Origin of the sequence: Dactylosporangium sp. NPDC050688, from assembly GCF_040654515.1 — a bacterium.
GTDB lineage: Bacteria > Actinomycetota > Actinomycetes > Mycobacteriales > Micromonosporaceae > Dactylosporangium.
This window is the reverse complement of the sequence record NZ_JBFAIC010000032.1, coordinates 31,776-44,438: the sequence shown is the minus strand read 5'-3', so window position 1 is coordinate 44,438 and position 12,663 is coordinate 31,776. Positions and strand designations below refer to the sequence as shown.

Below are 12,663 nucleotides of genomic sequence, written 5' to 3'. Positions count from 1 at the left end.
GCGGACGTGGCCGGTTATGCGGACATGGCCTCGCTGGCGGCGGCTTATGACGCTTGCTGCGGTCACGCTGGTGGTCGGGGCCGGCGGTTGGGCGCTGCGCCGCGGGCCGGCTGAGCCGGCCGGGCCGGTCCCGCCTCCCGCTCTTTCAAGCGATCGGGCGCCGGCCTCGGCGGTGGTGTCGGGCGCGGCCGCGGCGACCGACGCGGTGCAGCCGGCCGCGTCGGGGCAACCGGCGCATCCGGGGGTGCGGTACACCTTCGACAGTGGCATCACGGGATCCGTCCTGGACGATGCGGGCCGCCTGCCGCTGCGGATCCGGCGCGCGGGCGGCGAGCTGTCCACGGTCCCGCACGATGGCGGACTCGCCGTGCGATTTCCCCGGCCGTGTGAGCATTACGGTGCGCAGAGTTGTGCCCGCGCCATCCTGCAGAGTGGCCCCGCGGAATTCCTCAATCCGGGCCAGGGCGCGTTCACGTATGGCGCAAGTGTGCTCGTCGGGGCCGATGAGACTTCCAAGGGCGCCAATGTTGTGCAAAAAGGGTTCTCGGTTGGTGACAGTCAGTTCAAGTTGCAGGTCGATGGTGCCGCCGGTTACCCGAGTTGTGTGATTGTCGGCACCGCCGGACCTGCCATTTACGTAGCACTCGCATCGCTGACCGTGGCTGACGGCCGGTGGCACCGGGTTGAGTGTTCACGCCGTGACGCCCTGCTCACGGTGGCAGTGGACGGTCAGGTCAAGGGACGGTCGGCTATTCCCCCGTCACTGTCCATAGTGAACGCGGATCCGCTCTGTATTGGCGGCAAGGGCACCAGTGCGAACAACGATCAGTTCGCCGGTGCAATTGATGACGTGTTCGTCACGAAAGCCGCGTGACTTTTCGGCCAAAACGGACAACAATCGCGGGCTGACTTGCTCCGTGGGGGCGGTCGCCATACCGTAATTTCCGGTCGGATGGATGTCCGCGCCCAGCACGGGTGCGCCAGACGGCACCGCCGAGTCGATTTCTGAACCGGGGACCCAACTGCGCCATCGGGGTGAATCCGCGACGTCTCGCGGTAGGACGACCTTCTCCGTCCGAACCCGTCAGCTAACCCGGTAGGCGGCTGGAAGAAGGAGCATCTCCTCGGTGGAGACCCATACGAGGCGGCCCAACCGTCTGTTGCGGCTGCTCGTCGCCACGCTCGGAGGTCTGTCGCTCGCTGTCGGGATCACCGGTGCCGCGCACGCGGAGCCGACTCCGGCCGAGCTCGAAGCGCAGATCGACAAGAAGTGGAACGAAGTCGAGCCCATCATCGAGCAGCACAACCAGCTCAAGGGCGAGCTGAAGGCCAACCTGGCGAAGCAGGCTCAGCTCAAGAACCAGATCGACCCGCTGCAGGCGCAGGTCGACGCGGCGCTGCTGCGGGTCAGCGCATTCTCGGTGCTGCAGTACAAGACCGCTCGTGTCTCCAGCTTCAACGCCCTGATGACCACGGGCTCGCCAGACACCTTTGCCGAGCAGCTGGTCATGCTCAACATGATCGCCAAGGACGAGGCCGAGGGCATCAAGGACGTCCTGGACAGCAAGAAGATCCTCGACGAGCAGAAGAAACCCCTCGACGAGCTGATCGCCACGCAGAAGGCGGCCGAGGCGGAGATGGCGGCGAAGGAGACCACCATCAACGCCGAGATCAAGACGCTCAACGAGATGCGCACCAGGGCATATGGCACCAGCGGTGCGACCGGCGCACTGCGCCCTGTCGCCTGCCCGGTCGAATACTCCGGCGGCGACGCCGCGAAGGCCGCGCAGGTCGCCTGCCAGCAGATCGGCAAGAAGTACGTGTGGGCGGCCGAGGGCCCCAACACCTTCGACTGCTCGGGCCTGACGCTCTACGCCTGGAAGCAGGCCGGCCACACGCTGCGGCACTACACCAAGTGGCAGTACGCGGACACCAAGCGCGTCAGCCGCGCCGACCTGAAGGCCGGTGACCTGGTCTTCTTCTACAGCGACATGCACCACATGGGCATGTACGTCGGCGGCGGCTGGATGGTCCACGCCCCGACGACCGGCGACGTGGTCCGGATGAAGAAGATCGACACCGCGCCGATCTCGGGGTACGGGCGCGTGGCCTAGCTCTGCGGTTGCCTGAGGGCGGTTCCCGATTCGGGAGCCGCCCTTCTTCGTATTTGTTCCGTTCCGGGCCGCCCACTGCAGATCGCGCCGGCGCAGTGGCCGATCCATCGTGCCGGCTCACTGGTGATCTTGCGCGGTTGATCGAAGTCGCGGAGTGGTCGTCCGGACGGCCGGGACGCGACTTGGATCACCACGGTGGTCCGGCCGGCACGACGGCGGGCACCGGATGCCGCACCCGCTCACGCGGCCACGCGTCGGCGCGTGGCCGTGTGAGTGACCTCTTAGGCCGTCGTCGGCCAGGTGCCTTTCCTAGGCCGTCGTCGGCCAGGTGCGCCAGTTCTGCCAGGAGCGGCTCGGCGTCGGGCCGCGCTGCCCCTGGTACCGCGAGCCGTAAATCGCCGAACCGTACGGGTGCTCCGACGGCGAGGACAGCCGGAAGATGCACAGCTGCCCGATCTTCATCCCCGGCCAGAGCATGATCGGCAGGTTCGCCACGTTGGACAGCTCAAGCGTCACGTGCCCGGAGAACCCCGGATCGATGAACCCCGCGGTCGAGTGCGTCAGCAGCCCGAGCCGGCCCAGGCTGGACTTGCCCTCGAGCCGTCCGGCAAGCTGGTCGCCGAGGCTGATCACCTCCAGCGTCGAGGCGAGCACGAACTCGCCCGGATGCAGCACGAACGGCTGACCGTCCTCGACCTCCACCATCGCGGTGAGATCGTCCTGTTGCGTCGCCGGGTCGATGTGGGTGTACAGGTGGTTGTTGAACACCCGGAACCACCGGTCGAGCCGCACGTCGATGCTGGACGGCTGGACGAGGTCCTTGTCGAACGGGTCGAGCCGCAACTGGCCGTCGGCGAGCTCTTTGGTCAGGTCACGGTCGGAGAGCAGCACGCCCTGACCCTATTACGTCGCCTCGTCAGCGGCCTTTGCGGTCGCCTCGTTCACCTTCAGCAGGACTCTGACCGCGGTCGCCAGCTCGGCCTCGTCGAACTCCGCGAGCGCCGCCCGCAGATGCTGCCCCAGCGGCGTGAAGAAGGCCAGCGCCAGCTCCTTCGCCGGCGGCTGCATCACGAGGTGTACCCGCCGCCGGTCCTCCGTGTCGTGCCGCCGCTCGACATGCCCCGCCTTCGCCAGCCGGTCGAGCAGCGCGGTCGTAGCCGCCGGGCTCAGCCGCAGCGTGCGCGCCAGCTCGCCGGGCGTCAGCGGCTTGTCCTCCTCGGCCGCCTGCCAGATGTACGCCACCGCGTTGAGATCCGTCCGGTGCAGCCCGTGCGCCCGGGTGAACACCTCGAGGAACCGGTCCGCCTGAATGTTGAACCCTCTGAGAAGGTCGATCAACGCGTCCGCATCACCCACCGGGTCATTGTCCTTCATTCGTGGAATCACACACTCTTCGTACATGTGTACGAGTACCTTGGAGGCATGGCGACGTGGGCTGAATTCTCCGCGGCCGAGCCCCTGCTGGCGACGGCCATCCGCACCCTGATCTGCCAGTACGGCCCCGGCATGGGCTACCTGGCCACCATCCGCCCCGACGGCGGTCCCCGCGTCCACCCCGTGATGCCCGTCATCACCGACGACGGCCTCTACTGCTTCATCCTGCCCTCCCCGAAGCGCCACGACCTCGACCGCGACGGCCGTTACGCCCTGCACAGCTTCCCCGCCGAGGACACCTCCGACGAGGCCTACCTCTCCGGCCACGCCACCCCCGTCATGGATCCCCTGCTCGTGGCGTCCCTCGCCCTGCAGATGCGAGCCGCCCAGCGCGTCGACTGGAAGCTCTACGCCCTCACCGTGGAGGTGGCCCTCATCGTCCAGCGCGACTCCCCACTGACCTCCACGAAGACCCTGTGGCGCGACCGCTTAGCCCGAGTTCCACGAGCCCGCCGGAATGGCCCGTGCACGACGCCCGCAGATTCGGTACAGTAGGCGTCGCTCGCGGGTGTAGTTCAATGGCAGAACATCAGCTTCCCAAGCTGACAGTGAGGGTTCGATTCCCTTCACCCGCTCGGACGCAGAGGCCCTGGTCAGGACAGATGTCCCGCCAGGGCCTCTCGCATGTCCGATCACTCGAAACCGCTGCGGGCCATTAGCGTGCCATTACCTCACTGTCAGCTGTCTCGACGCGCTTGCGGGTGCCCTCGCGTGGCGACGTCGCGGCGGACTTCGTCACGACTGGTCGGTGGACTACCGTTGACGTGAGCCGCATGGCGATGGAGGGGCGGGAATGAGTGTGGATGGCGCCCGAGCGCCGCTTGGGTCGCGCTACGCGGACCAGCGTCCCTACGTCGTTGTGCCCGACCTGGGCGAGTTGCATGGGCCGATCACCGGTGAGGCAAGACTTGACCGGCGGTTGAACTGGTCGGGACGGGCTGTCTACGACCTCGGTAACCCGCGACGGTTGGCGAGCATGTACGAGACAGTGCTTCGCGAAGCCACACATGTCGAGGAACTCCAGACATGGCTCGACGGCCCGACGCTGCAGAGGCTCTGGCCTGATCTCGTGCTGCCACCGCAGGTCCGGCAGCTCTGGGAAGAGCAGTTTCCCGACCTCGCCACCACAAGGCGGCCCGCTGCCTAGTGATGCACGACAAAGCGCCTACGCACCGCCGGCTCGCGGAGATCGGACTACGGGCCGGTGGTCAGCATGGGTTCGCGTTGGCCGGCGGTCACGCCGTTGCCGCCCACGGCATCTTGCAGCGTCCGAGCGAGGACGTCGATCTCTTCGCCGACTGGCAACGACGGGCTGACTTTCCTGCCGCGGTCGAGGTCGTCATCGCCGCCTACGTGACAGCCGGTTACGAGGTGGAGATCGACCACCGCACGGAGACCTTTGCCCGGCTCTACCTCACAGACCCGGCAGAGCGAAGCGAGCACCACCGCGTCGAGTTGGTCGCCAACTGGCGTTCGCAGCCGCCGGTGCAGATGGACATCGGCCCGGTGCTGCACGCCGACGACGTCATGGCCGGCAAGGTGGACGCTCTGTACAACCGTGCCGCCGCGCGCGACTTCCTCGACATCGATGCCGCGATCACAAGCGAGCGCTACACGCTGGAGCAGTTGTGCGAGCTTGCCGAGGCGGTTGACGCAGGCTTTGACCGGGCAATCTTCGAGCAGATGTTACGGTCGATCATGCGATTCGATGACGAGGATTTCGCCGAGTACGGCGTCGATCCTGCCGAGGTTTCGGCGCTCCGGGAGCGTGTCGACGGATGGCGGGCACAGTTGTCGAAAGCCCGAGACGCGCCGGGCCATTAGTGGGCCATTACCTTAGGCGAAGTCTGGCCGCTCCAGGCCGCTTGCCGCACGCGTGACCTGGAGGTTCACGCGCTTGGGCAGGCCGACTTGTACGGTTCCCAAGCTGACAGTGAGGGTTCGATTCCCTTCACCCGCTCGGACGCGGGGGCCTTGGTCAGGACGTAAGTCCAGCCAGGGCTTTTTGCATATCTGGTCACTCGGAACTCGCTGCGGGACATTAGCGTGCCGTTAGCCCGATGGTCAGCTGTCCTGACGCGACTCAGGCGGCAGCGTCGCGGTGAGGTTTGAAGGTGATGTCGAGTTCCGCGTCGAGGGCAGCGGCGAGTCTGGCCAGCAGTGGCACGGTGGGCATGGCGCCACCCGATTCCAGGCGGGACAGTTGCGGTTGGGTCATGCTGGCGCGTTCAGCGAGTTCGCCTTGGGTGAGGCCGAGTTCGGTGCGACGGTCGTAGACCATCTGGCCGAGCAGGAGTGCTGCCCGTGCCTCCTCGTAGGCGGAGTTGTGCTGCTCGGCGCCGGTGCGCTCCCAGCGAGAGTGACGTGCCGTCATAGTCCTTCCGCCCTTCCGTTGTGCTTCATTGCCATTTTCGTTCGAAGATCTCGGTCGCCGGTGCATGGTCCTCATGTCCCAGCTCGCACGTCTGCTGAGCGGCGATAGCTCGCATGACCTCGGCGCGTTCCACCTGGCGGGACTTGCGGAACACGGTCAGCAGCACCACCCGAGTCTGTGGTGCGAGCCAGTAGCTGATGCGGACGGCTGACCTGTCGAGTTGGAACCGCAGTTCGCGTGTCTTGCCGCCGAGGTGTCGCGAGTAGGGCTCGCCGAGCGTCTCGGCGCGCTCGGCGAGGATGTCAGCCATCGCTTCGGCCTTGGCGTACTCCGTCAGCCGCAGTGCCGCCGTGCGGATCACCTACTGGATCGCCTCGGGGGAGCGGATCATTCTCCTCACGGTGTTCCGGAAGACCCGCGACCGTGAAACCAGTGAGGTCAAGCGGGCCCGGCGGGCGCTGGCGCGGTGCATCGCCGAGATGCACACCGTCGAAGAGGAGGTTGAGAGATGAGCGGTCGCAGCGACTGGAATGAACTGCGCAGCCGCCGGATGGCTGAGCCCGGTGCGGTCGAGGCTTACGAGTCGACGAGGCTGGCGTTCGAGTTGGGTCGGGCGGTCCGCGAACTCCGTGAACGCCGAGGATGGAGTCAGACCGAGCTGGCTGCGGCGGCCTCGATGACGCAGTCCGCGATCGCGCGCTTCGAAGCCGGCGGGACCATGCCGGCGCTGCCAGTCCTCGAACGTCTGGCGCGAGCGCTCGATGTTGAGCTGGCAGTCGGTTTTCAGGCCAGGCCTGATGCGGCATGACCAACTCGGCGTGCCTTTAGCGTGCCATTACGACAGGCGTCATGAGGTTGCTCCAGGCCGCTCCCGGCACTCGCGACAGCCGAATGGGCGGCGCCGTCATCACCTTGTCCAGTTCCCAAGCTGACAGTGAGGGTTCGTTTCTCCTCCACCCGCTAGGACGTTGAAGCGCCAGGTCGGGATAGGTGTCCGGACCTGGCGTGTCTGCGTTGCGGCCCACCCGGCTCGGGCCTCGGGCATCAGCCGCCTCCGGTGGACTGCGGGACGGCCCTGGCGCCCCTTCTTCGATGACGGACGGCGGATGGAGGCGTCCAGCCAATCGGTGCCTGGCGTGCCAGAACCCTCGCAAGGGCAGCGACGTTGGCCGTCGCATCCCGTCCTGCGCGGCGGCGGTTCGTATTGATCATCGGTCACACTCCGGCTACCGGGCCGGCTCAGGCGATGCCCTGCTCAAGAAAGACATTCAAGGCGCTGCGCAACTTCAGCCTGTGCCCATGGCGGATCGCAGCGCTTGTCATGCTCCATTGCGGCTCGGCCGGACGAGGCAGGTCTGGGTTCGCGAGCACAGATGAACTGGGACATGGGCGTGATCCGTTAAAAGGTCAGAGCCACCAACAGCACCGTCGGCACGGTACGTGCGGTCTGAACTCCATCACGCCGGCCCAGACCACCGACTCCGACACCCGAATCTGCGAGCTCCAGGTCTTCGGCCGTTCCCCGTCCACTGGAGGGAATCCGTGCATCACCGCTTACGTCTGATCAGCACTGCCGCGGCCGTGACCGTCCTGGCGGCCACCGTAGCCGTCGCCGCCGCCAGCCCCGCGCACGCGGAGTCCAACAGGGGCGTGCGTGTCATGCCGCTGGGCGCCTCCATCACCGATGGCTTCACCACTCCGGGCGGGTATCGCACCGGCCTGTGGCAGCGCTTTGTCAGGGGTGGCTACGCTGTCGACTTCGTCGGATCCGCTTCCAACGGCCCCGCGTCGCTCGGCGATCGTGACCACGAGGGGCACACCGGCTGGCGCATCGACCAGATTGATGCGAGAGTCGCGGACTGGCTCCGCGCGACCAACCCGCACGCCGTGCTGCTGCACGTCGGCACCAACGACGTGAGCCAGAATCACGGCCTGGCCAACGCGCCGGGCCGGCTCTCCGGGCTCATCGACAAAATCCAGCTCCACGCACCCGGCGTGGAAATCTTCGTCGCGCAGCTCGTGCCATCGAGCAATTCGGCCAACGAGACCCGGATACGAGCCTTCAACGCCGCACTTCCCGGCGTCGTGGCCGGCAAGGGACCGCGCGTTCACCTGGTCGATATGCACAGCGTGGTGAGTGTGTCCGACCTCGCCGACGGCACTCATCCGACCGCTGCGGGCTACGACAAGATGGCGGCGGCCTGGTATTCCGCCCTGCGTTCGGTGCCGAACAGCCTCAGGCCCGCCGGCCCGCCCACCGCAAAGGCTGTCAACCTGACCAACGCCAGATCGCTTCGCTGCCTGGACGTCAACAGGGCCAGCACCGCCGCCGGCGCCGCCACCATCATCTGGGACTGCCACGGCGGTGCCAACCAGCGCTGGAGCCGCACCGCCGCCGGCGAACTGCGCGTGTACGGCACCAGCTGCCTCGACGTGCACAGTGCCGGCACCGCCAACAGGACCAAGGTGATCATCTGGCCTTGTCACGGTGGCACCAACCAGAAGTGGACGTTCAACCCCAACGGCTCGATCACAGCAGTCGGTAGCGGCCGCTGCCTGGACGTCGCCGCCGGCGCGACCGCCAACGAGACCCCTCTGCAGATCTACGACTGCAACGGTACCGGCGCTCAACAGTGGGCGGTGCGCTGACCGGCCGATCGACCGCCGAAAGCGGCCTGCGGTGCGCTGAACAGACGCAGCGGGGCGGCATCGCTGCCGCCCCGGCTGGAAGCTGGGGATCACACCGCCGCCGGCTCGGGGACCAGAGCGGCGGCTGACTCCTCACGGCTGGAGCGGATCGCCAGCAGGCCCAGGCCGATCAGCAGCGCACCGCGGAGCAGTTCGATCTGCAGGCCGCTCACCACCGGCATCGCCCGCAGGGGAGCGAGCTGCAGCACGGCGCCCGCCACGCCGGTCCAGCCGAGCCAGCGGGGGACGCCGCCGCGGGCGCGGAGCAGGGCGATGCCGAAGATGAGCAGGCCCAGGACCAGGGCCAGGCCCGAGGCGATCTGCTCGGCCTCGAAGCCGGGGGCGCCGATGATGACGTCCTTCTCCGAGATCATGTCGGGGTGGTGGTGGGCCATGTCGGAGGCGGCGAAGCCCATGACCACGAGGTGGGGGATGGTGCTGAGCACGTTGCCGGTGAAGTAGAGGACGAAGCCGATGAGGCCGAGGGTGCCCAGGCGGGGGCCGAGCCAGCCGTACGTGCCGGGTAGGCCGAGCAACAGCAGGACTGTGCCGAGCAGCAGGGCCATCGAGCCGAAGGCGTGCGGGCCGACGAGGGCCTCGACGTTGTGGGCCTGACCGTCCTTGATGGGGTGCAGGAGGCCGCCGAGGATGCACAGCGGGCCGGCGGCGATGGCGGCCAGGCCGCTGAGGCGGCGCAGGGTGTATGCGTTCATGGAAGAAAGTCCTTTGGGTGGTGAGGGCGCCGGAATGCGCCGCTGCCCAAAGGGTTGGCGGGGGCGCTGGTACGCCGCTGGTGTACCGCCGCAGCCCCGGACCAGTCAGCCCGGCAGGCGGTCCAGGAGCGCCCGGGCGCGGGCCGCGTAAGGGCGGGCTCCGAGCGCCAAGGACTGCTCGAGGGCGAGCGTGAGTGCCCGGCGGGCATGGGAGACCGAGCCCGTCACGGCGAGGGCGCCGCCGAGGTAGAGCTGGGCAGGGCCGAGGATGACCACGCCCGGCCAGAGGACGACGATCTGCTGGCCGTACGACTCCAGCGTCGGCAACAACATGGCCAGGCGGTCGGCCTCGTCCAGCGCGACGAGCGCGGCGGTGAGCATGACGGCCCATGGTGCCCGGCGCTGGCCCTCGGGGGGTGCCGCGAGCAGCCGGTCGATGATCGGCAGGGCCACGTCGCGGTTGCCGGCCTCGGCGTGGCCGAGCGCGACGACCAGCAGGAACCCGGCGTCGGTGCCGGCGGCCAGGTCGGCGGCGTCACCGACGACGTCGGTGAGCCGGCCCGCGTGCCAGGCAGCGATGCCGTCCACAGTGGAGCGGGAGATGAGGTCGAGCGTCGCCGCTGCCGGTGAGGCCAGGGCCGCGGCACCGGCCGCCGCTTCGGCCAGCGCCTGGGCCTGCGCGGACTCGCCGCGCAGGAGGTGCAGGCCCGCGTCCCACCAGGTGTCCAGCAGTGCGAGGTCGGGGTCCGCGGTGCGCTGCGCGACGGCGGTGAACCGGCGGGAGGCGCGTGCGGACTCCGCGACCCGGCCCAGCTCCAGCAGGACGCATCGGTGCAGGTGGGCGGCGGTCGCTTCGAGGCCCGGGTCGTGCGCGCAGAACCCGAGCAGCTCCTCGACGCGGGTCAGCCGCTGCGGCGCGGTGTCCGGGGTCCATGTCGCCAGCAGCGCCGCGACGAGCGCGCGGGCCCGGGCGTCGCGATCGGTGCCGGCCTCGGTGAGGGCGCGCTCGGCGAACTGCGCGGCACCCGGCTTGTCGGTGCCGGTGCGCTGGGTCGCCTCGGCGGCCAGCAGGCGGCCGCGCAGCGCGGGTGCGAGGTCGTCGAGGTAGCCGAGCGACTCCTCCAGCAGGGGGTTGGGGCCGAGCAGGGGCATGCCGAACAGCGCCCAGTAGCCGCCGATCCCGCCGGGTGCGGACTCCAGGGCGGCCTCGGCGAAGCGGGTCCAGTCGCCGGTGCGGCGGGCGATGCCGGCCTCCTGCCGCAGCGCCGTCTCGCTGACCTCGAGCCGGCCGGCGCGGCGGGCGGCGGTGCCGATGACCCGGTGCAGGTCGGCGCGGACCGCGTCGTCGGTGGCCGCGTCGAGGCCCCGCCGGGCCCACGTGACGGCGTCGTCCAGGGCGGCGCCGGCGAGCGCGTCGCGGGCGGCGTCGAGCGCGGCTCGGGACGCCCGGTCGTCGGCCGCGCCGGCCGCCGCGGCGAGGCGGTGCTCGGCGATGGCCGGCGACAGCCCGACGCCCAGGCCGGCGAGGGCGTCGGCGAGGCGGGTGTGCACGGCGACGCGCGCGGCCGGACCGACGTCCGCGGCGACGGCCTCGCGGACCAGGTCGTGCCCGACCCGCAGCCGCCCGGGCGCGGACTCGGCGACCAGGCCGCCGCGCAGCGCCGCGGCCAGGGCCTGCTCGATCCCGTCGAGTGACCGGCCGGCGGCCGCCGCCGCGACGGCGATCGGCAGGTCGCGGCCGGCGAGGCTGAGCGCGGCCAGCAGCTCGGCACCGCCGTCGGGCAGCACGCCGACCCGCTGGCGGACCGTGTCCCGCACGTCGCCGGGCAGGTCGGCGTCCGGCCCGAGCGCGGCCAGGGAGCGCAGGAAGTACGGGTTGCCACCGGTACGCGCGACCAACCGTGCCACATCCAGCGACGCGCCGGAACCGGAAAGCAGGCCGGCCGCCTCGTCGGGGGTCAGCCCGGCCAGCCGCAGGTCGGCGTGGCCGCGGCGGCGGGCCAGCGCGGCGAGGACCCGGCGCAGCTCGTCGGGCGCCCGCGGCGGGTCGTCGCGGGCGGTCAGGATCAGCAGCAGGGGCGCGTCGTGCAGCGTGTCGAGCGCGATCTCGAGCACGATGAGCGAGTCCGGGTCGGCCCAGTGCACGTCGTCGAGGACGACCGCGGTGGGTGCGAGCGAGCCGAGGCGCTTGCCGAGGTCGAGTCCGAAGGCGAACCGTCCGGCCTCCATGCCGGTGTCCAGCGTCGGCACGCCGCCGAGCACCTGCGCCCACGGCCAGTACGCCGGTGCCCCCGGAGCGGCGCTGCACCGGCCCCAGCGCACCGCGCCGCCCGACGGGGTGACCACGGTGTCGAGCAGTTCCTCGACCAGCCGGGTCTTGCCGATGCCGGCCTCGCCCCGCAGGACCACCGTGCTGACGGCCCCGGCGCGCGCCTGCTCCCACGCGCGGCGCAGCGCGGCGGACTCGGGGCCGCGCCCGGCGAAGCCGCCCCGGGACCGGGGTGCCGCGGCGGGCCGGGTGAGCAGGACGGGATCCTGGTTGAGCAGGCGCTTCTCCAGGGTGACGAGCTCCGGGCCGGGGTCGACGCCGAGCTCGTCGACGAGCCGCCCGCGCAGGTCACGCAGCACGGCCAGGGCGTCGGCCTGGCGGCCGCTGCGGTACAGGGCGGTCGCCAGCAGCGCCGGGCCGCGCTCCCGCAGCGGGTGCTCGGCGACGAGCCTGCGCAGGTCGGGCACTACCTCGGCGTCCTCGCCGGCGGCCAGCAGCGCCTGCGCGTGCGCCTCCCGGGCCACGATCCGCAGCTCGTCGAGGCGCTGGATCTCCGGTGCGAGGGCGTCGATGTCCTGCACGTCGGCGTAGGCGGCACCGCGCCACGCCGCGAGGGCCCCGGCCAGCAGCTCGGCGGCCTGCGCGGGGGCGACCGTGAGGCGATCGCGGGCCCGCCGCACGTCCGCCTCGAAGCGCGCCGCGTCGGTCTCCAGATTCAGCTTGTACCCATCGCCGACGGTCACGATGCACGACGACGCGGCACCCGGGCGCCCCGGCTCCAGGGTCTTGCGCAGGCGTGCGATGTACCCCTGCAGGGTCGTCGACGCGGACGGCGGCGGCGCGCCCCGCCAGACGAGATCGGCGAGGGTCTCGGCGCGCATTTGCCGGCCGTGATGCGCGGCGAGCAGCGCCAGCACCTCGGCGTGCCGGCGGGCGCCGAGGTCGAGGTCACCGCCGCCGGCGTCGGTGACCGCGGTCGGACCGAGCACCCGCACCAGCAGCACGGTCGCCACCGTACCGCGACACCAGGCAGACACCAGCGACGCGCCAGGACGGCCCGCGAGCGTGGCG

General features: G+C 70.1%; 14 protein-coding genes, 1 tRNA gene and 1 riboswitch. Of the genes, 9 read left to right on the top strand and 6 right to left on the bottom strand.

Annotated features, from left to right (window positions below; translation table 11 throughout):
• The first annotated feature begins 46 nt into the window (after nt 1-46).
• Together AB0H83_RS27575 and AB0H83_RS27570 are read left to right on the top strand one after the other, a co-directional pair.
• Nucleotides 47-874 (top strand): LamG-like jellyroll fold domain-containing protein, encoded by an 828-nt coding sequence (locus tag AB0H83_RS27575; RefSeq protein ID WP_360099366.1) that lies wholly within the window; start codon nt 47-49, stop codon nt 872-874.
• Nucleotides 875-981: 107 nt separating this feature from the next.
• A riboswitch (cyclic di-AMP (ydaO/yuaA leader) is annotated at nt 982-1,119 on the top strand.
• An 8-nt stretch (nt 1,120-1,127) separates the two neighbouring features.
• Nucleotides 1,128-2,114, top strand: a complete 987-nt coding sequence (locus AB0H83_RS27570; RefSeq protein WP_360099364.1) for a C40 family peptidase — start codon at nt 1,128-1,130, stop codon at nt 2,112-2,114.
• A 309-nt stretch (nt 2,115-2,423) separates the two neighbouring features.
• Here AB0H83_RS27570 and dcd read toward each other — a convergent pair whose 3' ends face one another.
• Both dcd and AB0H83_RS27560 read right to left on the bottom strand, forming a co-directional pair.
• The gene (gene dcd, locus AB0H83_RS27565) at nt 2,424-3,005 is read right to left on the bottom strand and encodes a dCTP deaminase (RefSeq protein ID WP_360099362.1); all 582 of its coding nucleotides are present in this window, start codon (nt 3,003-3,005) and stop codon (nt 2,424-2,426) included.
• A 12-nt stretch (nt 3,006-3,017) separates the two neighbouring features.
• The gene (locus tag AB0H83_RS27560; RefSeq protein WP_360099360.1) at nt 3,018-3,470 is read right to left on the bottom strand and encodes a MarR family transcriptional regulator; all 453 of its coding nucleotides are present in this window, start codon (nt 3,468-3,470) and stop codon (nt 3,018-3,020) included.
• A 66-nt stretch (nt 3,471-3,536) separates the two neighbouring features.
• Here AB0H83_RS27560 and AB0H83_RS27555 point away from each other — a divergent pair, with 66 nt between their 5' ends.
• From AB0H83_RS27555 to AB0H83_RS27540, 4 genes are all read left to right on the top strand, one after another.
• Nucleotides 3,537-4,043: a pyridoxamine 5'-phosphate oxidase gene (locus AB0H83_RS27555; RefSeq protein WP_360099358.1), complete on the top strand. Its 507-nt coding sequence runs from the start codon at nt 3,537-3,539 to the stop codon at nt 4,041-4,043.
• A 9-nt stretch (nt 4,044-4,052) separates the two neighbouring features.
• Nucleotides 4,053-4,123, top strand: a tRNA-Gly gene (locus tag AB0H83_RS27550).
• Nucleotides 4,124-4,524: 401 nt separating this feature from the next.
• Nucleotides 4,525-4,695, top strand: coding sequence for a hypothetical protein (locus tag AB0H83_RS27545; RefSeq protein ID WP_360099356.1), 171 nt, complete (start codon nt 4,525-4,527; stop codon nt 4,693-4,695).
• Nucleotides 4,696-4,697: 2 nt separating this feature from the next.
• On the top strand, nt 4,698-5,372 hold the full coding sequence (locus tag AB0H83_RS27540) for a nucleotidyl transferase AbiEii/AbiGii toxin family protein (protein ID WP_360099354.1): 675 nt from the start codon (nt 4,698-4,700) through the stop codon (nt 5,370-5,372).
• Between the two features lie 259 nt (nt 5,373-5,631).
• On the opposite strand, the gene AB0H83_RS27535 is transcribed toward AB0H83_RS27540, so the two are convergent.
• Entirely contained in the window at nt 5,632-5,922 is a 291-nt protein-coding gene (locus AB0H83_RS27535) for a helix-turn-helix transcriptional regulator (protein WP_360099352.1), read from the bottom strand.
• A 25-nt stretch (nt 5,923-5,947) separates the two neighbouring features.
• A complete protein-coding gene (locus AB0H83_RS27530; RefSeq protein WP_360099350.1) occupies nt 5,948-6,283 on the bottom strand; it encodes a type II toxin-antitoxin system RelE/ParE family toxin in 336 nt (111 codons plus the stop codon).
• Here AB0H83_RS27530 and AB0H83_RS27525 point away from each other — a divergent pair.
• The 3 genes from AB0H83_RS27525 to AB0H83_RS27515 all read left to right on the top strand — a co-directional run bounded on the left by AB0H83_RS27525 (nt 6,273) and on the right by AB0H83_RS27515 (nt 8,571).
• The gene (locus AB0H83_RS27525) at nt 6,273-6,434 is read left to right on the top strand and encodes a hypothetical protein (RefSeq protein ID WP_360099348.1); all 162 of its coding nucleotides are present in this window, start codon (nt 6,273-6,275) and stop codon (nt 6,432-6,434) included. The two genes, AB0H83_RS27530 and AB0H83_RS27525, sit on opposite strands and share 11 nt — an antisense overlap.
• On the top strand, nt 6,431-6,730 hold the full coding sequence (locus tag AB0H83_RS27520) for a helix-turn-helix transcriptional regulator (protein ID WP_360099346.1): 300 nt from the start codon (nt 6,431-6,433) through the stop codon (nt 6,728-6,730). The genes AB0H83_RS27525 and AB0H83_RS27520 overlap by 4 nt, the downstream gene beginning before the upstream one ends.
• A 734-nt stretch (nt 6,731-7,464) precedes the next feature.
• On the top strand, nt 7,465-8,571 hold the full coding sequence (locus AB0H83_RS27515; protein ID WP_360099344.1) for a ricin-type beta-trefoil lectin domain protein: 1,107 nt from the start codon (nt 7,465-7,467) through the stop codon (nt 8,569-8,571).
• A gap of 89 nt (nt 8,572-8,660) precedes the next feature.
• On the opposite strand, the gene AB0H83_RS27510 is transcribed toward AB0H83_RS27515, so the two are convergent.
• Both AB0H83_RS27510 and AB0H83_RS27505 read right to left on the bottom strand, forming a co-directional pair.
• The gene (locus tag AB0H83_RS27510) at nt 8,661-9,323 is read right to left on the bottom strand and encodes a hypothetical protein (RefSeq protein ID WP_360099342.1); all 663 of its coding nucleotides are present in this window, start codon (nt 9,321-9,323) and stop codon (nt 8,661-8,663) included.
• A 105-nt stretch (nt 9,324-9,428) separates the two neighbouring features.
• Nucleotides 9,429-12,596, bottom strand: a complete 3,168-nt coding sequence (locus AB0H83_RS27505; protein ID WP_360099340.1) for a BTAD domain-containing putative transcriptional regulator — start codon at nt 12,594-12,596, stop codon at nt 9,429-9,431.
• Between the last annotated feature and the right edge of the window lie 67 nt (nt 12,597-12,663).